15 protein-coding genes and 1 pseudogene are annotated in these 18818 nt (G+C 50.5%); 15 read left to right on the forward strand and 1 reads right to left on the reverse strand.

Annotated features, from left to right (window positions below; translation table 11 throughout):
* Positions 1-221 precede the first annotated feature (221 nt).
* The 9 genes and pseudogenes from seqA to aroE all read left to right on the forward strand — a co-directional run bounded on the left by seqA (position 222) and on the right by aroE (position 9233).
* Entirely contained in the window at positions 222-773 is a 552-nt protein-coding gene (gene seqA / locus HA49_RS15365; protein ID WP_038019142.1) for a replication initiation negative regulator SeqA, read from the forward strand.
* Between the two features lie 29 nt (positions 774-802).
* Positions 803-2442 (forward strand): annotated as a pseudogene (pgm, locus tag HA49_RS15370) (phosphoglucomutase (alpha-D-glucose-1,6-bisphosphate-dependent)).
* Positions 2443-2649: 207 nt separating this feature from the next.
* Positions 2650-3432 carry a YbgA family protein gene (locus HA49_RS20675; RefSeq protein ID WP_169748779.1) on the forward strand — a complete coding sequence of 261 codons (783 nt, stop codon included), beginning with the start codon at positions 2650-2652 and terminating at the stop codon, positions 3430-3432.
* Complete coding sequence (gene phrB / locus HA49_RS15380; RefSeq protein WP_038019145.1) at positions 3429-4883, forward strand: deoxyribodipyrimidine photo-lyase; 1455 nt, start codon at positions 3429-3431, stop codon at positions 4881-4883. The genes HA49_RS20675 and phrB overlap by 4 nt, the downstream gene beginning before the upstream one ends.
* Positions 4876-5619 carry a type 2 GTP cyclohydrolase I gene (locus HA49_RS15385; RefSeq protein ID WP_038019148.1) on the forward strand — a complete coding sequence of 248 codons (744 nt, stop codon included), beginning with the start codon at positions 4876-4878 and terminating at the stop codon, positions 5617-5619. Before phrB ends, HA49_RS15385 begins: the two co-directional genes overlap by 8 nt.
* 291 nt (positions 5620-5910) lie before the next feature.
* Complete coding sequence (gene pxpB, locus HA49_RS15390; RefSeq protein WP_038019150.1) at positions 5911-6567, forward strand: 5-oxoprolinase subunit PxpB; 657 nt, start codon at positions 5911-5913, stop codon at positions 6565-6567.
* Positions 6561-7490 carry a 5-oxoprolinase subunit PxpC gene (gene pxpC / locus HA49_RS15395; protein ID WP_038019152.1) on the forward strand — a complete coding sequence of 310 codons (930 nt, stop codon included), beginning with the start codon at positions 6561-6563 and terminating at the stop codon, positions 7488-7490. The genes pxpB and pxpC overlap by 7 nt, the downstream gene beginning before the upstream one ends.
* Complete coding sequence (gene pxpA / locus HA49_RS15400; protein ID WP_038019155.1) at positions 7487-8221, forward strand: 5-oxoprolinase subunit PxpA; 735 nt, start codon at positions 7487-7489, stop codon at positions 8219-8221. The genes pxpC and pxpA overlap by 4 nt, the downstream gene beginning before the upstream one ends.
* A 157-nt stretch (positions 8222-8378) precedes the next feature.
* Positions 8379-9233 (forward strand): shikimate dehydrogenase, encoded by an 855-nt coding sequence (aroE, locus tag HA49_RS15405; RefSeq protein ID WP_038019158.1) that lies wholly within the window; start codon positions 8379-8381, stop codon positions 9231-9233.
* 34 nt (positions 9234-9267) lie between these two features.
* On the opposite strand, the gene HA49_RS15410 is transcribed toward aroE, so the two are convergent.
* Positions 9268-10551, reverse strand: coding sequence for a citrate synthase (locus HA49_RS15410; RefSeq protein ID WP_038019159.1), 1284 nt, complete (start codon positions 10549-10551; stop codon positions 9268-9270).
* A gap of 594 nt (positions 10552-11145) precedes the next feature.
* Between HA49_RS15410 and sdhC the strand changes: the two genes are divergently transcribed.
* From sdhC to odhB, 6 genes are all read left to right on the forward strand, one after another.
* Entirely contained in the window at positions 11146-11535 is a 390-nt protein-coding gene (gene sdhC / locus HA49_RS15415; RefSeq protein WP_038019162.1) for a succinate dehydrogenase cytochrome b556 subunit, read from the forward strand.
* Positions 11529-11876 carry a succinate dehydrogenase membrane anchor subunit gene (gene sdhD / locus HA49_RS15420; protein ID WP_038019165.1) on the forward strand — a complete coding sequence of 116 codons (348 nt, stop codon included), beginning with the start codon at positions 11529-11531 and terminating at the stop codon, positions 11874-11876. The genes sdhC and sdhD overlap by 7 nt, the downstream gene beginning before the upstream one ends.
* Positions 11877-13643 (forward strand): succinate dehydrogenase flavoprotein subunit, encoded by a 1767-nt coding sequence (gene sdhA, locus HA49_RS15425; protein ID WP_038019167.1) that lies wholly within the window; start codon positions 11877-11879, stop codon positions 13641-13643.
* Between the two features lie 17 nt (positions 13644-13660).
* Positions 13661-14374 (forward strand): succinate dehydrogenase iron-sulfur subunit, encoded by a 714-nt coding sequence (locus HA49_RS15430; RefSeq protein WP_038019170.1) that lies wholly within the window; start codon positions 13661-13663, stop codon positions 14372-14374.
* A gap of 399 nt (positions 14375-14773) precedes the next feature.
* Complete coding sequence (gene sucA, locus HA49_RS15435; protein WP_038019173.1) at positions 14774-17581, forward strand: 2-oxoglutarate dehydrogenase E1 component; 2808 nt, start codon at positions 14774-14776, stop codon at positions 17579-17581.
* Positions 17582-17596: 15 nt separating this feature from the next.
* Entirely contained in the window at positions 17597-18817 is a 1221-nt protein-coding gene (gene odhB / locus HA49_RS15440; protein ID WP_038019178.1) for a 2-oxoglutarate dehydrogenase complex dihydrolipoyllysine-residue succinyltransferase, read from the forward strand.
* The last annotated feature ends 1 nt before the right edge of the window (position 18818 follow it).

The raw sequence follows: 18818 nt of genomic DNA on the forward strand, positions 1-18818 counted from the left end.
AAAGACTTGCTTAGGGTATCATGGTTTAATCTTTCAGGAACTCAGCGGCTAATCTTTAGGGCATTTTCTGACTTTTAGCGGAATTGCTATTCAGCTCTATCGGCGGGTTTGAGTTTAATTTTATAATCAACAGGTAAAATACCGCGCACAGAATCCCCGGAAATTTCCGGTATACTGATGTTTACAGGATTTTTACCTCAGTCATAACAGTACGGAAAAAGATGAAAACGATTGAAGTAGACGATGACCTTTATCGCTATATTGCCAGCCACACCCGTCATATTGGCGAAAGTGCCTCAGATATTCTGCGCAGAATGTTGAAAGTTTCTGAGCAGGCAGTTTCTGGTACAGACCAGGACAAGGCAGAAGCGGAAAAGGATGATGCACCTGCACTGGCTGCTGTGCGCAGTAATGTTCGTCCGCAGGATCGGGTTCGCACTGTACGTGAACTGCTATTATCCGATGAATATGCAGACCAGAAGCGTGCCGTTAACCGGTTTATGATGGTGCTGTCAACACTGTACCGGCTGGAACCCCAGGAATTTCAGTTGGCAACCACGACCATGCAGGGGCGTACCCGGGTCTATTTTGCGGGTGATGAACAGACACTTTTACAGAATGGTACACATACCAAACCAAAACATATCCCGGGGACTCCGTATTGGGTTATCACCAATACTAATACCGGGCGCAAGTGCAGCATGATCGAACATATTATGCAGTCAATGAAGTTCCCTCAGGAACTCGCTGATAAAGTTTGCGGTACAATCTAATCCGAACATAAGCGTTAGGGAGAAATGCCATGGCCAATCACCCAAGAGCAGGGCAACCCGCTCAGCAGAGTGACCTGATTAATGTTGCACAACTGACATCACAATATTATGTGCTAAAACCGGATATTGATAACAGTGAGCATGCTGTTAAGTTTGGAACTTCCGGTCACCGTGGCAGCTCAGCCCGTCAGAGTTTCAACGAAACTCATATCCTTGCTATCGCTCAGGCCATTGCCGAAGAACGTAAAAAAATGGTATTACCGGGCCTTGCTATGTCGGTAAGGACACGCATGCGCTTTCAGAACCGGCGATCCTTTCGGTGCTGGAAGTACTGACAGCTAACGGGGTGAGGGTGATTATCCAACAGGATAATGGCTATACACCAACGCCCTCGATCTCTAACGCGATCCTTGAACATAATAAACACCACAGCTCACAGGCTGATGGTATTGTGATCACGCCGTCACATAACCCGCCGGATGATGGTGGCATTAAATACAATCCACCTAATGGCGGGCCTGCTGATACTAACGTCACTAAAGTGGTAGAAGCGCGAGCCAACCAACTGATTAAAGACGGCCTGCGTGATGTCAAACGCTTCACTCTGAGTCAGGCTTACGAAAGTGGTCTGATTAGCGAGCAGGATCTGGTACAGCCTTATATCGAAGGTTTGGCAGAGATCATTGACTTTGATGCCATTAAAAAAGCGAATCTGACGATTGGCGTTGATCCCCTTGGTGGTTCCGGCATTGGCTACTGGCCACGGATCGCTGAGCACTATCAGCTAAATATTACCCTGGTTAACGATGCCATTGATCAGACCTTCCGCTTTATGCACCTCGATAAGGATGGCGCAATCCGGATGGATTGCTCTTCTGAATGTGCGATGGCAGGACTGCTGGCACTGCGTGACAAATTCGATTTGGCTTTTGCCAACGATCCTGACTATGACAGGCACGGTATCGTTACCCCGTCGGGCCTGATGAACCCCAACCATTACCTTGCCGTCGCGATTGATTATCTGTTCCGCCATCGTCAACAGTGGTCAGCCGATGTGGCTGTCGGGAAAACCCTGGTTTCCAGTGCCATGATTGACCGTGTCGTGAATGATCTGGGCCGTAAGCTGGTGGAAGTTCCTGTGGGCTTTAAATGGTTTGTTGATGGGTTATTTGATGGCACCCTTGGTTTCGGTGGTGAAGAGAGTGCCGGAGCTTCTTTCCTGCGTTTTGACGGTACGCCATGGTCAACCGATAAAGATGGCATCATTATGTGCCTGCTGGCTGCTGAAATTACCGCAGTGACAGGTCTGAACCCGCAGCAGCATTACGACAATCTGGCGGCTAAATTTGGTTCTCCAAGCTATAACCGAATTCAGGCGACGGCCAGTTCCGCTCAAAAAGCCGTGCTGTCTAAGCTGTCTCCGGAGATGGTCAGCGCAGACACGTTGGCAGGTGATCCGATTATTGCCCGCCTGACCGAAGCTCCGGGTAACGGTGCATCCATTGGGGGATTGAAAGTGATGACCAAAAACGGCTGGTTTGCCGCCCGTCCTTCAGGTACCGAAGATGCTTACAAAATTTATTGTGAAAGCTTCCTTGGCGCTGAGCATCGCGAAAAAATTGAACAGGAAGCGGTTAAGATCGTCAGTGAAGTTCTGAAAAATGCCTGACAGCTGATACTTTTGTGAAGAAAGCGCCCGATGGGCGCTTTTTTTGTGCCTGAGTTATATATGAACAGAGGCTGTTGGCGGACAGACAGATCTTTTGGGACGGGAACCTGCCGCCGGATTCAGTATAAAAACAGTACAACAGAGGAATTTCTTCACTGGCAGGATTATACTATAAACCTGTACAAGAATATTAAACGGTACAAGTTTATGAACATTCCGCTAATCATTGGTGTCCTGTCCGGTGAGGAGAGTCACCGGATTGCAGAACGAAGCAAACAACGGCTGCCCGGCGCATTTTCCGTGCAGCCTGTCATGTTGCAACAACAGGACGACAGAGTCGAAATTCGTGGGAAAATTGATGGTATTACCCCGGGATTCTCCGACGGCCAGGTTCTGACAGTCTATGGCATCATCACTGAACATCCTTTACCCTCTGGGTTTCCGGCAGATATACCTCTCTGTACTGAGAATTCATTGCTGGATTCCGATCAGCGGCATTCATTTATCGCAGCTGTTTGTGCCGGTGCAGAATTTGATGCCCTGTGTGCTGAACCTCTGACCGCCCACAAACTTATCCAGTTTCACAGCCGCTATAAGATGTTGTTACTGGCGCATTCACAGCCATTATACCGTGAGCTGGGGCCACTGGTCGCCGGAGTCACAGCCTGTAGCAGCCTGAAGGAATTTTCACTACTTTACCGTCGTAAACTCATGCAGATACTGATGTTACCGGCAAATCGTCGTGATAATACCAATGCCCTGATGCATATGCAGGGCTACTTCAGACCCTTTATCGCAGGAGAACGACGTCGGCATCTGGCTGAGACGATTGATCAATACCGGCGTGGGGTCGTGTCTTTATCGGTAGCAATTGATGAACTGCGTGATTTACAGGCTGAATATCCTCATCCCTGGCTGGCTTCTCAACGATTTTTATTCCCCTGGTTGCCTGACTCCCAGGCAAGGGAAACACCACAGGAGATAGCGTGAAAACCCATTTTGTCTGGCTTAGAAATGATTTACGACTTCATGACCACCCGGCTCTTTATGCCGCCTGCCAGGACCCGCAGGCCCGGGTTATTGCGTTATTTATTGCCACACCGGGCCAGTGGCAGCAGCATAATGTTTCCGGAAGACAACTCACTTTTGTCACAGATGCACTGCAATTACTCAGTGAGGAACTGCTTTCCCTCGGGATACCCTTGTTATATGCCACGGCTGACAATTTTACCGACAGCGTCAGGTGTCTTAACGAAATCTGCGTCAGCTATCAGGCGACACAGCTGTTTTATAATTATCAGTATGAACTTAATGAACAGCGAAGGGACCAACTGGCTGAGAAAGTGTTAGCTGAGAGTCACATTATCTGCCAGGGATTTCATGACGGGACGCTCCTGCCGCCAGGCAGTGTTCTGACCGGCAAGGGGACAATGTATAATGTTTACACCCCGTTCAGTAAAGCACTGAGTAAGGCTTTGGTGGCAGAGTTGCCGGAATGTTATCCGGCGCCGGCAGCCAGGACGTTACCGAAGGATATTACCGCAGATACCATTCCGTCACTCAGCCCGCACAGTGGTGACTATGACCGTCAGCTATTCCCGCCAGGCCATCGTGCAGCATTGCAACGGTTGCGTGCTTTCAGCCAGCACAATATCGGGAATTATGCCAGGGACCGTGATTTTCCGGCCTCCGATGCGACCAGTTGCTTGTCTCCCTATCTGGCGACCGGGCAAATTTCCGCCCGCCAGTGTCTGTACCGTATTCTTCACGACCACCCGCAGGCGCTTAGCGGGGGACCAGAATCGGTCTGGTTGAATGAACTTTTCTGGCGTGAGTTTTACCGTCATTTGCTGGTGGCTTATCCGCGGTTGTGCCAACATCAGCCATTTACTGACTGGACGCGTCATATTCAATGGCGACAGAATGAAAAACAATTGCTGGCCTGGCAGCACGGTAACACCGGATTTCCGATTGTTGATGCCGGAATGCGACAACTGCGGGAGACCGGTTGGATGCACAACCGCCTGAGAATGATTGTTGCCAGTTTTCTGGTCAAAGATCTGCTGGCAGACTGGCGCGAAGGTGAACGCTATTTTATGACCCAATTACTGGACGGTGATCTCGCGGCAAACAACGGAGGCTGGCAGTGGGCAGCTTCAACAGGGACCGATGCGGCCCCTTACTTTCGGATTTTTAATCCGCAGCTTCAGGGAGAACGGTTTGACCCGCAAGGCGATTTTATTCGACGCTGGGTCCCTGAGTTGGCCATGATTCCGGGAAAAGAAATTCATGAACCACACCGCTGGGCAAAAAAACAGCAGGTGGCTCTGGATTATCCGTTACCCATTGTCGATCACCGACAGGTACGGCAGACTACTCTGCAGGCATTTGAGGCCGCACGACGTGGTGGCACATCAGTACAGGAAAAAAAACATGAATAATACCCTGCTTGAACAATTGATTAATCAGCGACTGAATAGCCAGAGTTTCAGTGATTATGCCCCGAATGGTATGCAGGTTGAAGGTCGAAGTGAGATCAAACGAGTGGTGACCGGCGTGACTGCCTGCCAGGCTTTACTGGATGAAGCTGTCCGTTTACAGGCTGATGCACTGATTGTCCATCATGGGTATTTTTGGAAAAATGAATCTCCTTTAATTAAGGGAATGAAACGCCAGCGATTACGAACATTACTGTTGAATGACATCAACCTGTTCGGCTGGCATTTGCCACTGGATGCCCATCCTGAATTAGGAAATAATGCTCAACTGGCGAAACTTCTGGGGATTGTTCCGGAAGGGGAAATTATACCTCTGGTGCCTTATGGCCGGCTGGAAACTCCGCTTAACGGAGAGGAATTTGCCTTACTGATTCAGGAGAAACTCGGGCGTACCCCGTTACACTGCGGGGATAATGCACCACAGCTTATCCGGTCAGTCGCCTGGTGTACCGGTGGAGGCCAGGGTTTTATAGATGATGCTGCGGACTACGGTGTGGATGCATTCATCAGCGGAGAAGTCTCCGAAAAAACAATTCATACTGCACGTGAGCGTGGATTGCATTTTTTTGCTGCAGGACACCATGCAACCGAGCGTGGCGGTGTGAAAGCGCTTGGTGAATGGTTAGCAGAGTCGCAGGGACTGGAAGTGATTTTTGTGGATATTGATAATCCTGCCTGATTTTTCCTCTTGTCAGGGGAGAGAGACACTCTTACAGGCGAAGCTGACCCGGCTTCGCCTTTTGCCACACTGGCCCGCAGTTTTAACACTTTTCCCCGCATGTTCACCGCAAGGGCGGCCTGTTTACGGAGGTTAAAATTTGCCGTGAATCAGACCACTAATTAAAATTATTGACACTTCTCGTCGGGTTGCGGATAACGTAAGCAACAGATCTGTTCATTGCGGTCATTCCGGCGCAGGCTGGCTGGTGCCTCAGAGTCAGGTCGTAAGGATCTTAGTGGAGGCAGGGTAGTGCAGCAAATCAGATTTTATATGTTGGGTGAGCAGGCCGCGGTTCTGGAATTGTCCCCGCCGGTGTCGCTCGAAGCCCAGCAACGGATATGGGGCTTAGCACGTCATCTTTCCTCGCTCGAAAAGGTACGTGAAGTCGTGCCTGGCATGAATAACCTGACGGTCATCTTCCAGAATATTCCTGATGATGTCAGTGCGCTGTTACTGCAATTAAATAGCTGGTGGGAGGACAGTGAGGTGGAGGTCCCACCTTCGCGCACTGTGGATATTCCGGTCGTTTACGGCAAAGAAGCCGGACCGGACCTGCAGGAGGTCGCCCGTCACTGTCAGCTTTCAGCTTCTCAGGTGGTTGAACTACACAGTTCAGCCCTTTACACCGTGTATTGCATTGGTTTTCAGCCGGGTTTTCCTTATCTTGCCGGGCTTGATCCCAAAATTCACTGTCCGCGTCGGGCTGAACCCCGTGTTGCTGTCGCCGCAGGAAGTGTCGGAATCGGTGGCAGCCAGACGGGAATTTATCCGCTGGTGGCACCAGGAGGGTGGCAACTGATAGGCAGAACCACCGTGTCACTGTTTATGCCGCAACGTACGCCTCCGGTTCTGCTGGCTCCGGGAGACCGTGTACGTTTTGTTCCGAAAAAGGAGGGGCAATGTTAACTGTCATTCGTGCCGGGATGGCGACGTCAGTACAGGATGCCGGACGCCCGGGCTATGGTCAGTCAGGAATCAGTCTTACCGGTGTGATGGACAGACCTGCGATGGAGACTGCGAATCTGCTGGCGGGCAATGCTGCGGACAGTGCGGTGTTAGAAATTACGCTGGGACAGTGTCAGTTCCGTTTTGAACGCGACAGCTGGTTTGCTCTCACCGGGGCTGGTTGTCACGCGGAACTGGATGGCAAAGCAGTCTGGACCGGCTGGAGAATCCCCGCCAGGCAAGGGCAGGTTCTGACATTAACCCGCGCTATCCGCGGGGTTCGTAGTTATCTGGCCGTCAATGGCGGATTCGATATTCCGCCGGTGATGGGGTCATGCAGTACAGATGTGAAAGGTGGTTTTGGGGGCTGGCAGGGCAGATATCTTCGCGACGGAGATATGCTACCGCTTAATTTACCTACGCGTAATTTTTCGCAGAGTGTCGGTGTCAGGCAATTACTGTGGGGGAACCGCATCCGTGTGTTGCCGGGACCGGAATACCGGGAATTCAGCCCGGAAGCGCAACAGGCATTCTGGAGAACCGGTTGGGTACTGTCACCGCAGAGCAACCGTATGGGATACCGGTTACAGGGGCGAACCCTGCAACGCACTAAACCAAGAGAGTTACTATCGCATGCGGTCATTCCCGGCACCATTCAGGTGACCAATGGCGGGCAGCCTGTGGTTCTGATGGCAGATGCACAGACCACCGGCGGATATCCACGTATCGGGGTGGTTATCTCTGCCGACTTATATCATCTGGCGCAAATCCGTCCGGGTGAACCGGTTCACTTTATTTACTGTACGTTAGACGAAGCCAGGCAGGCGAAACAGCACCAGCAGCATGCTCTGGATATGATGAAATGGGGACTTATCGGTTCATGAAAATAGATTTAAATGCCGACCTTGGTGAAGGCGGTAAATTCGATCAGCAGTTATTGCAACTGGTGAGTTCGGCCAATATAGCCTGCGGTTTTCATGCCGGAGATGCACAGACGATGTTGCAGTCAGTGCGCTGGGCGAAAGAGTATCAGGTAAAAATCGGTGCTCATCCCTCATTTCCTGACAGGGAAAATTTCGGCAGGACAGCCATGACACTGCCACCTGCTGACATTTATGCACAGCAACTGTTCCAGATTGGCGCATTACAGGCGATGGCTGTCAGTGAGGGAACCCGATTATTTCATGTGAAACCTCACGGTATGCTGTATAACCAGGCCGCCCGTGAGCCTCAGTTGGCAGATGCTATTGCCCGTGCGGTGGCGGCGTTTGACCCACAACTGGTATTGGTTGGGCTGGCTAACAGTGAACTGATTAAGGCCGGTCGCCACTATGGCCTGACCACCCGTGAGGAAGTCTTTGCTGACAGAGGCTATACCGCCAATGGTCAACTGGTACCTCGTGGCCAGCCCGGAGATTTGCTGAGCAATGCTGAGCAGGCTATCGCTCAGACACTGATGATGGTCAGCTGTGGAGAAGTTGTTGCGGTGAGTGGTGAGCGGGTCAAAGTGAATGCTGAAACAGTTTGCCTGCATGGTGATGGCGAGCATGCTCTGGAATTTGCCCGCGAACTGAATCATGCCTTTCAACGCAAAAACATTAGTATTTCTGCATAATAATTTCTGCACTTGTGGTCAGTGGTTGCCGGCAGGGAAGCCGGAATTTGGCGGGTCTCCTCAATTAATGCTATGATCAATATACTAATTATTCAGGAAGAAAGTCTTATTATTTTGTCCAACCCTTAAATGGCCCGATAAAATTCAGGAGCAAATAATGGCTGAACAACAAAATTTTCTCAGCGAACTTACCGGATCTTTTTCCTCCCCCTGCAATGAAAATCCGACCGTGGCAATGATGGAGGAGGCTTATCGACATCAGGGCATCAATGCCCGTTATATTAACTGCGATGTCGGTAAACAACAGCTGGAAATGGCTGTTGCCGGAGCGAAAGCGATGGGCTGGCGCGGGTTCAATTGTTCTATTCCGAATAAACAAGCCATTTTGAGTTACATCGATGAGGTGGGAACATCGGCCAAAGTTATCGGCGCTGTTAACTGTGTCATTATCCGTGAGGGTAAGCTGACGGGAGAAAACACCGACGGTAAAGGATTTGTGGAGGCACTGAAACAGCAAATTGACCCGGAAGGTAAAAAACTTGCTCTGCTGGGGGCTGGAGGAGCGGCGCGGGCTATTGCAGTTGAATCAGCCCTGGCGGGCGTCAGCGAAATTACCATCATTAATCGTGATAAAGCTAAGGGTGAGGCTCTGGCTGAGCTTATCAATGCCAACACCGATGCGACGGCGACCTATGTTGAATGGTCTTCCGGACTGAAAGTCGATAAAAATTTCGATATTCTGGTGAACGCCACCTCAGTCGGGCTGGATGATGCAGAAGCCATGCCGGATATTGATACCGATAGCCTGTCTGAAGAGTTATTTGTTGCCGATGTTATTCCTAATCCACCACAGACCGCTCTGTTACGTGCTGCTTCCGACAAAGGCTGTCGGACGCTTAATGGGTTAAATATGCTGGTGAATCAGGGAGCATTGAATCTGGCTTACTGGTTTGATACCACAGCCGATAAAGCACCGATGCGCAAAGTTCTGCAAACACTTTTCACCGGCTGACAGAAAGAAGGTGCCTAAGGGCACCTTCACAGGCTTATTTTTTCAGCCGGGACTGGAATTCACGTTCGGTATACCCCGTATACAACTGACGTGGACGGGCAATTTTCATACCTTCTTCATGCATTTCAATCCAGTGGGCTATCCAGCCTACGGTACGGGCCATCGCGAAAATAACCGTAAACATGGACGTTGGGATACCCATCGCCTTGAGGATCAAACCTGAGTAGAAATCGACGTTCGGGTACAGTTTACGTTCAATAAAGTACGGATCGTTGAGGGCGATATGTTCCAGAGCCATCGCCACTTCCAGCAAATCATCCTTCATATTCAGTTCTTTCAGCACTTCGTGGCAGGTTTCACGCATCACGGTAGCTCGTGGATCATAATTTTTATAGACGCGGTGACCAAAGCCCATCAGGCGGAATGAATCGTTTTTATCTTTGGCGCGACGGATAAATTCCGGAATATGCTCGACGGTTTCAATCTCTTCCAGCATTCGCAGAGTTGCTTCGTTGGCGCCGCCATGCGCCGGTCCCCACAATGAAGCTATCCCGGCAGCGATACAGGCAAACGGGTTTGCTCCGGAGGAACCCGCGGTGCGGACGGTAGAAGTCGAGGCATTTTGTTCATGATCGGCGTGCAGAATCAGGATTCTGTCCATCGCTCTTTCCAGCACCGGGTTCACCACATAGTCTTCACACGGCGTGGCAAACATCATATGCAGGAAGTTACCGGCGTAAGAGAGGTCATTACGTGGATAGATAAACGGCTGTCCAAGCGAATATTTGTAACACATCGCAGCAACGGTTGGCATTTTTGACAGCAGGCGGTAAGCAGCAATATCTCGGTGACGCTGGTTATTGACATCCAGCGAGTCATGATAAAATGCGGCCAGAGCACCGGTTACCCCGCACATCACCGCCATCGGGTGTGAATCACGGCGAAATCCGTGGAACAGCCGGGTGATCTGCTCATGAATCATGGTATGGCGGGTGACAGTGATTTTGAATTGCTCATACTGTTCCGGAGTCGGAGCCTCACCGTACAGCAGGATATAACAGACTTCCAGGTAGGTGGAATTTGTCGCTAATTGTGAAATAGGGTAACCACGATGTAACAGGATCCCCTCATCACCATCGATGAAAGTGATCTTTGATTCGCAGGACGCGGTGGAAGTAAAACCCGGGTCAAAAGTATATAATCCGCTGTTGCCAAGAGCACGAACATCTACCACATCCTGGCCCAGTGTACCTTTTAGGACATCGAGCTCTACAGACGTTGTTCCCTCCAGGGTTAACGTCACTTTCTTGTCTGTCATTTTGGTCTCCTTTAGCGTCTCATTGCAACCATCAAGAACGCCAAAATATGCGCAATACTGGCCTGAAAAACATACCTCACATTACATTACTGCTCAGGTTGATTACATTTTTTAAAAAACCTGTGACCGCAGAAAGGTCTATGATTGTGATTGTCCGCTGAATTTTGGCATTGAGATGTCTCTATAATAATTGCCTAAGCGATGTGCTTCCGAACAGTTATATAACGTACGGTTATCGGAAAGTCTATCCTGATCAACGTAGGACTATGATAACGATTTCCTGAACAAATATGTGAAAAAAATGTTTGTTTAATGTAAATTGGCTGGGAGGTATCGGCCAGGTTGTTAGTATCGTGATGCTGATCACCCTTCTGCCGAAATTTACCCAAACAGTTTGTAGGGTAATTGTAATCAGAATGTGATCAACCTATACTTTATGAAGGTCTCCGGAATTACCTGCAATCAGGAGTCACCCAGCGTTTTTACGCGTCATTTAACACTGGATGTTACTGTCAGGGGGTCGGAAAGGTCAGGCTACAGGCTGATTTTTGCGTTCCTGCAGGACCGGAGGAAGCTAAAATAATAAAGAGCTGTGTGGGCAAAACCTTGAAAAAACAAAGACCTGTCAACCTTGATCTCTCAACGATCAAGCTCCCCTTGACTGCAATAGCGTCCATCCTCCACCGCGTATCCGGCGTGATTACCTTTGTCGCTGTCGGCATCCTGCTCTGGTTACTTGGATTATCTCTCTCCTCCCCCGAAGGTTTTCAACAGGCTGCAGCCATCATGAGTGGTTTTGTGGTCAGATTCATTGTCTGGGGCATTCTGACGGCACTGGCGTATCACATTGCCGGCGGTATTCGCCATCTGTTGATGGATTTTGGCTTTCTGGAAGAAACCCTGGCTGCGGGTACTCGCTCTGCTCAGGTGACTTTTGGAATCACTGTTGTTCTTTCTGTTCTGGCGGGAGTTCTTGTATGGTAACTAACGCATCTGCACTGGGCCGTAACGGTATTCACGACTGGTTACTGCTGCGAGGTGCTGCTATCGTCATTGCCCTCTATGTGGTCTATATACTGGGTTTCTTTATCTTTACCAGCCACATCACCTTTGATGTCTGGCACGGTTTCTTCTCTGCAACATTTACCCGTGTATTCACTCTTCTGACGTTATTTTCGATTCTGATTCATGGCTGGATCGGTATGTGGCAGGTGCTGACCGATTATGTCAAAAATGTAGCATTACGGCTGGTAGTGCAGGGCCTGGTCGTCCTGGCGTTATTAACGTATGCGATTTACGGAACGATTATCGTGTGGGGTGTGTAAATGAGTTTGCCAGTCAGAGAGTTTGATGCCGTAGTGATTGGTGCCGGCGGCGCAGGTATGCGTGCAGCACTACAGATTTCTCAGTCAGGGCAAAGCTGCGCCCTGTTATCAAAAGTTTTTCCTACCCGTTCTCATACAGTATCTGCGCAGGGCGGTATCACCGTCGCGCTGGGGAACACCCATGAAGATAACTGGGAATGGCACATGTACGACACTGTAAAAGGGTCTGACTACATCGGTGATCAGGATGCTATCGAGTATATGTGTAAAACCGGACCGGAAGCTATTCTGGAACTGGAACATATGGGCCTGCCGTTTTCCCGTCTGGATGATGGTCGCGTCTATCAGCGCCCGTTCGGCGGGCAGTCGAAAAATTTTGGCGGTGAGCAGGCAGCACGAACTGCGGCGGCCGCTGACCGTACCGGTCACGCCTTGTTACACACCCTGTATCAGCAGAACCTGAAGAATAAAACCACCATTTTCTCCGAATGGTATGCACTGGACCTGGTAAAAAACCACGAAGGTGCCATCGTTGGTTGTACAGCACTTTGTATCGAAACCGGAGAGGTGGTCTATTTCAAAGCGAAAGCGACCATCCTGGCGACCGGCGGTGCCGGGCGCATTTATCAGTCAACCACTAATGCTCATATTAATACCGGGGACGGTGTAGGAATGGCGCTGCGTGCTGGCGTCCCGGTTCAGGATATGGAGATGTGGCAGTTCCATCCGACAGGTATTGCCGGTGCCGGTGTTTTGGTGACAGAAGGTTGCCGCGGAGAAGGGGGTTATCTGCTGAATAAGCACGGTGAACGTTTTATGGAGCGTTATGCACCGAATGCCAAAGACCTGGCTGGCCGTGATGTGGTTGCCCGTTCCATGATGATTGAGATTCGTGAAGGCCGCGGTTGTGATGGTCCGTGGGGACCTCACCTGAAACTGAAACTTGACCATTTAGGCAAGGAAGTTCTGGAGTCTCGTTTACCGGGGATTCTGGAGTTGTCCCGTACCTTTGCTCATGTCGATCCGGTCAAGGAACCGATTCCGGTGATCCCAACCTGTCACTATATGATGGGCGGTATTCCGACCCGTGTGACAGGCCAGGCACTGAATATCGACGAGAATGGCAACGATGTGGTGATTCCGGGGCTGTTTGCGGTGGGTGAAATTGCCTGTGTTTCTGTACACGGTGCAAACCGCCTGGGCGGTAACTCCCTGCTGGATCTGGTGGTGTTTGGTCGTGCAGCCGGATTGCATTTACTTGAATGTATTGAAGAACAGGGCCCTCTGGCCGATGCCAGCGAAGAAGAGATCAATGCGGCTCTGGCTCGCTATCAGCGTTGGGATAATAACACCTCTGGTGAAGATCCTGCGGAAATTCGTAAAGCCCTGCAAACCTGTATGCAGCATAACTTCTCGGTATTCCGTGAAGGTGATGCGATGGCAAAAGGTCTGGAAGAGCTGAAACAGATTCGCGAACGTCTTAAATCAGCGCGTCTTGATGATCGTTCCCCGGATTTCAACACCCAACGTGTTGAGTGTCTGGAGCTGGATAATCTGATGGAAACAGCGTATGCCACCGCAGTGGCAGCGAACTATCGTACTGAAAGCCGTGGTGCCCACAGTCGCTTCGACTTCCCGGACAGGGATGATGAAAACTGGTTGTGCCATAGCCTGTATTTGCCACAAACCGAGAGCATGACCAGACGCGAAGTCAACATGCAGCCTAAGTTACGTCCGGCGTTTCCGCCGAAAATCCGTACTTATTAATCGGTGGAGAAAAACGAATGAAACTAGAATTTTCGCTGTACCGGTATAACCCTGAAGTTGATGATGCCCCAAGGATGCAGGATTACACCCTGGAGGCAGAAGAAGGCAGGGATATGATGTTACTGGACGCGCTGATCCGCCTGAAAGAACAGGACCCGACACTGGCTTTTCGTCGCTCCTGCCGTGAGGGAGTCTGTGGTTCCGATGGCCTGAATATGAACGGTAAAAATGGTCTGGCATGCATTACGCCGGTTTCAACTTTACGTGGGAAAGGGAAAATTGTAATCCGTCCTTTACCGGGGCTACCGGTCATTCGTGACCTGGTGGTGGATATGGGGCAGTTTTACGCCCAGTACGAGAAAATTAAACCGTTCCTGCAAAATAATGACCGTAATCCTCCGGCCCGTGAAAATCTGCAATCACCTGATGAGCGTGCTCACCTGGACGGATTGTATGAATGTATCCTGTGCGCCTGTTGCTCAACGTCCTGTCCGTCATTCTGGTGGAACCCGGACAAATTTGTCGGACCTGCAGGTTTGCTGGCGGCTTATCGTTTTCTGATCGACAGTCGCGATACTGAAACCGATGCGCGTTTAGATGACCTGGATGACGCATTCAGTGTTTTCCGCTGTCATAGCATTATGAATTGTGTGAACGTTTGCCCGAAAGGACTGAACCCAACCCGCGCAATTGGTCATATTAAGTCTATGCTGTTGCAGCGTGGTGCCTGAAGTCGCTACCGGGAAGCCTGTGCTTCCCGGTACTTCATGGAAACCTCTTTAAACCTTTTATCTCCCTGGCCGGCTGATAAAGGGTTTACAAAGGTTCCCTTGCGGACAAAAGAAGAATTTCTGTGTTCGCTTCGTTGAACCTGAGAGGCAGTGTGGCTGTTGAAAGTAATCTTGCATGTCCATAACACCTTGTTTAATGGTATAAAATAAGGTGACGGCCATGGCAGGCAGCCGTTGAGGAGAAAGGTTAGCTCCTGACCGGGTGTCTGAAATGAATGGATGGACTCCCATGCAGAGTTTACTGCGGAATGGCATTCATCGGCCGACGCATTGTCCCGGAACATCCGTGAAAACGGCAACAACAACTACGAAAAGCATGATAATGCATAAGGGATCACCATGCAGAACAGTGCAATGAAACCCTGGCTGGATTCTTCCTGGCTGGCGGGCGCGAACCAGTCATACATAGAACAGTTGTATGAGGATTACCTCACCAGCCCTGATTCTGTGGAACCTGTCTGGCGGGAACTGTTTGATCAATTCCCTGCAAATGACCTTCGTCCGGAACAGTTTCATTCGACAACCCGTGAGTATTTCCGCAGACTGGCGAAAGATTCCACCCGCTATACCTCCTCTGTCACCGACCCGGCAGCCAATTCAAGGCAGGTAAAAGTATTGCAGTTAATCAATGCTTTCCGGTTTCGTGGACACCAGCAGGCGAATCTCGACCCACTGGGACTGTGGAAGCAGGAGCCAGTCCCCGATCTGGACCCGGCATTTCACGAGCTGACCGCAGAAGATTTCGGCGAAACTTTTAACGTAGGTTCCTTTGCCATAGGCAAAGACACCATGAAACTTGCCGATTTATATGAAGCACTGAAACAAACCTATTGTGGTTCGATAGGTGCTGAGTATATGCATATTAACAACACCGAAGAAAAACGTTGGATCCAGCAAAGGATTGAATCGGTGGTTGGGCATGCCAGCTTTACTCAGGCCGAGAAAAAAGGCTTTCTGAAAGAGCTGACGGCGGCCGAGGGTATGGAAAAATACCTTGGGGCAAAATTTCCGGGTGCTAAACGTTTCTCACTGGAAGGTGGTGACGCGTTAATTCCTTTGTTGCGTGAAATGATTCGTCACGCAGGAAAACACGGTACCAAAGAAATGGTTCTCGGGATGGCTCACCGTGGTCGTCTGAATGTACTGATTAACGTTCTGGGTAAGAAAACGCAGGATTTGTTTGACGAGTTCGCCGGAAAGCACAAAGAGCATCTGGGCACCGGTGATGTCAAATACCATATGGGCTTCTCCTCAGACGTCGAAACAGAAGGCGGACTGGTGCATCTGGCTCTGGCTTTCAACCCGTCGCATCTGGAAATTGTCAGCCCGGTAGTCATGGGTTCTGTACGGGCGCGTCTGGACCGTCTGGCTAAACCCTCTATTGATCAGGTTCTGCCTGTCACTATTCACGGTGATGCTGCAGTCACTGGCCAGGGCGTCGTTCAGGAAACCCTGAATATGTCTCAGGCCCGCGGCTATGAAGTGGGCGGAACTGTACGGATTGTGATTAATAATCAGGTGGGATTCACCACCTCTAATCCGCATGATGCCCGCTCAACACCGTATTGCACTGATATCGGGAAAATGGTGCTGGCGCCGATTTTTCACGTGAATGCCGACGATCCGGAAGCGGTGGCTTTCGTCACCCGTCTGGCTCTGGATTATCGTAATACCTTTAAACGCGACGTGTTTATTGATCTGGTGTGTTACCGCCGTCATGGTCATAACGAAGCTGATGAGCCAAGTGCGACTCAGCCGATCATGTATAAGAAAATCAAAAAACACCCGACCCCTCGTAAGATTTATGCCGATCGCCTGCAGGAAGAAGGGGTGATCAACGGTGAAGATGCCACGGAAATGGTTAACCTCTACCGTGATGCGCTCGACGCTGGAGAGTGCGTGGTCGAAGAGTGGCGGCCGATGAGTCTCAATACTTATACCTGGTCACCGTATCTTAACCATGAGTGGGATGAAACCTATCCGGCAACCGTGGATAAAAAACGGTTACAGGAGCTGGCACGGCGGATCAGTCAGATCCCTGAAGGTATTGAAGCTCAGTCAAGGGTACTGAAAATCTACCGTGATCGTCAGGAAATGGCCGAAGGCAGTAAACCCTTCGACTGGGGAGGGGCTGAAAACCTGGCCTATGCCACACTGGTCGATGAGGGAGTGCCGATTCGTTTGTCAGGTGAAGATACCGGACGCGGCACCTTTTTCCACCGTCATGCGGTTATCCATAACCAGATTAACGGTTCTACCTATACTCCGCTGCAGCATGTCCACAATGGCCAGGGCAAATTTAAAGTCTGGGACTCCGTGTTGTCTGAAGAAGCGGTTCTGGCCTTTGAGTATGGCTACGCGACTGCGGAACCCCGCACTCTGACTATCTGGGAAGCTCAGTTTGGTGACTTTGCTAACGGCGCTCAGGTGGTGATTGACCAGTTCATCAGTTCCGGTGAGCAAAAGTGGGGCCGGATGTGTGGCCTGGTGATGTTACTACCGCATGGCTATGAGGGACAGGGCCCGGAACACTCATCAGCCCGCCTTGAGCGCTATCTGCAACTCTGTGCTGAACAGAATATGCAGGTTTGTGTGCCATCTACACCGGCCCAGGTCTACCACATGCTACGTCGTCAGGCGTTGCGCGGTATGCGCCGTCCGTTGATTGTGATGTCACCAAAATCTTTGCTGCGTCATCCGCTGGCGGTGTCCGGGCTGGACGAACTGGCAGAAGGTTGTTTCATGCCGGCGATTGGCGAAATTGATGAGTTGGATCCGAAAAATGTCCGTCGGGTGGTGATGTGCGCCGGTAAGGTTTATTACGATTTACTTGAGCAGCGTCGTAAGAATGGTCAGCAGGATGTCGCCATTATTCGTATTGAGCAACTGTATCCGTTCCCGCATCAGGTTGTGCAGGAAATCCTGCAGTCTTATTCACATGTCACCGATTTCGTGTGGTGTCAGGAAGAGCCGCTGAATCAGGGCGCGTGGTATTCCAGTCAGCATAATTTCCGTGAAGTAGTTCCGCAGGGAGCGTCATTGCGCTATGCAGGTCGTCCTGCATCAGCCTCGCCTGCTGTGGGGTATATGTCTGTTCACCAGCAGCAGCAGCAAGAGCTGGTAAATGATGCGCTGAACGTCGATTGATTATAAGGAAAGATAATGAGTAGCTTAGATATTCTCGTTCCCGATTTACCGGAATCTGTTGCCGATGCCACCGTGGCAACCTGGCATAAAAAACCGGGCGATAGCGTCCAGCGCGATGAAGTGCTGGTAGAAATTGAAACCGACAAAGTCATCCTGGAAGTCCCGGCTGTGGCAGACGGAGTTTTGGAAGCGGTACTGGAAGATGAAGGCGCGACAGTGACTTCACGTCAGCTGTTGGGTCGGCTGAAAGAAGGTAACAGTAACGGTAAAGAATCTACGGTGAAAACCGAAGCTGCAGAATCCACTCCGGCTCAGCGTCAGACTGCTTCACTGGAAGAAGAGTCCAACGATAGCCTGAGCCCGGCTATCCGTCGCCTGATTGCCGAGCATTCTCTGGATGCTTCACAAATTAAAGGTAGCGGTGTCGGTGGTCGTCTGACCCGCGAAGATATTGAGAAACACCTCGCAGCTCAGCAGAAGCAGGAAAAACCGGCAGCAGTCAGCGCCGCTCCTGCTGTACAACCTGCTCTGGCTAACCGCAGTGAAAAACGCGTTCCAATGACACGTTTGCGTAAACGTGTGGCAGAACGTCTGCTGGAAGCCAAAAACAGCACCGCCATGTTAACGACCTTCAATGAAATTAACATGCAGCCGATTATGAATCTCAGAAAACAGTACGGTGAAGTTTTTGAGAAACGCCACGGTGTGCGCCTCGGCTTTATGTCTTTCTACATCAAAGCGGTGGTCGAGGCTCTGAAACGTTATCCGGAAGTGAATGCTTCCATCGATGGCGATGATGTCGTTTACCACAACTATTTCGATGTCAGCATTGCAGTTTCTACCCCTCGCGGTCTGGTGACCCCGGTATTGCGTGACGTAGACGCGCTGAGCATGGCGGAAATTGAGAAGAAAATTAAAGAGCTGGCGATTAAAGGCCGTGATGGCAAACTAACTGTTGAAGAGCTGACCGGCGGTAACTTTACGATTACCAACGGTGGTGTCTTCGGTTCGTTGATGTCTACGCCAATTATTAACCCGCCACAGAGTGCCATCCTTGGGATGCACGCCATTAAAGATCGTCCTATGGCGGTCAACGGTCAGGTAGTTATCCTGCCGATGATGTACCTGGCTCTTTCTTACGATCACCGTTTAATTGACGGACGCGAGTCTGTGGGTTATCTGGTAGCGATTAAAGAGCTGCTGGAAGATCCGGCACGCCTGTTGCTGGATGTCTGAT

The sequence above is a fragment of the Tatumella morbirosei genome (genome assembly GCF_000757425.2).
Classification (GTDB): Bacteria; Pseudomonadota; Gammaproteobacteria; order Enterobacterales; family Enterobacteriaceae; genus Tatumella; species Tatumella morbirosei.

What these genes read in the sequence shown, in the direction of transcription:
- seqA (WP_038019142.1), top strand. Translation starts at nt 222, where the DNA reads ATGAAAACGATTGAAGTAGACGATGACCTTTATCGCTATATTGCCAGC.
- HA49_RS20675 (WP_169748779.1), top strand. Translation starts at nt 2,650, where the DNA reads ATGAACATTCCGCTAATCATTGGTGTCCTGTCCGGTGAGGAGAGTCAC.
- HA49_RS15385 (WP_038019148.1), top strand. Translation starts at nt 4,876, where the DNA reads ATGAATAATACCCTGCTTGAACAATTGATTAATCAGCGACTGAATAGC.
- pxpC (WP_038019152.1), top strand. Translation starts at nt 6,561, where the DNA reads ATGTTAACTGTCATTCGTGCCGGGATGGCGACGTCAGTACAGGATGCC.
- pxpA (WP_038019155.1), top strand. Translation starts at nt 7,487, where the DNA reads ATGAAAATAGATTTAAATGCCGACCTTGGTGAAGGCGGTAAATTCGAT.
- aroE (WP_038019158.1), top strand. Translation starts at nt 8,379, where the DNA reads ATGGCTGAACAACAAAATTTTCTCAGCGAACTTACCGGATCTTTTTCC.
- HA49_RS15410 (WP_038019159.1), bottom strand. Translation starts at nt 10,551, where the DNA reads ATGACAGACAAGAAAGTGACGTTAACCCTGGAGGGAACAACGTCTGTA.
- sdhD (WP_038019165.1), top strand. Translation starts at nt 11,529, where the DNA reads ATGGTAACTAACGCATCTGCACTGGGCCGTAACGGTATTCACGACTGG.
- sdhA (WP_038019167.1), top strand. Translation starts at nt 11,877, where the DNA reads ATGAGTTTGCCAGTCAGAGAGTTTGATGCCGTAGTGATTGGTGCCGGC.
- HA49_RS15430 (WP_038019170.1), top strand. Translation starts at nt 13,661, where the DNA reads ATGAAACTAGAATTTTCGCTGTACCGGTATAACCCTGAAGTTGATGAT.
- sucA (WP_038019173.1), top strand. Translation starts at nt 14,774, where the DNA reads ATGCAGAACAGTGCAATGAAACCCTGGCTGGATTCTTCCTGGCTGGCG.
- odhB (WP_038019178.1), top strand. Translation starts at nt 17,597, where the DNA reads ATGAGTAGCTTAGATATTCTCGTTCCCGATTTACCGGAATCTGTTGCC.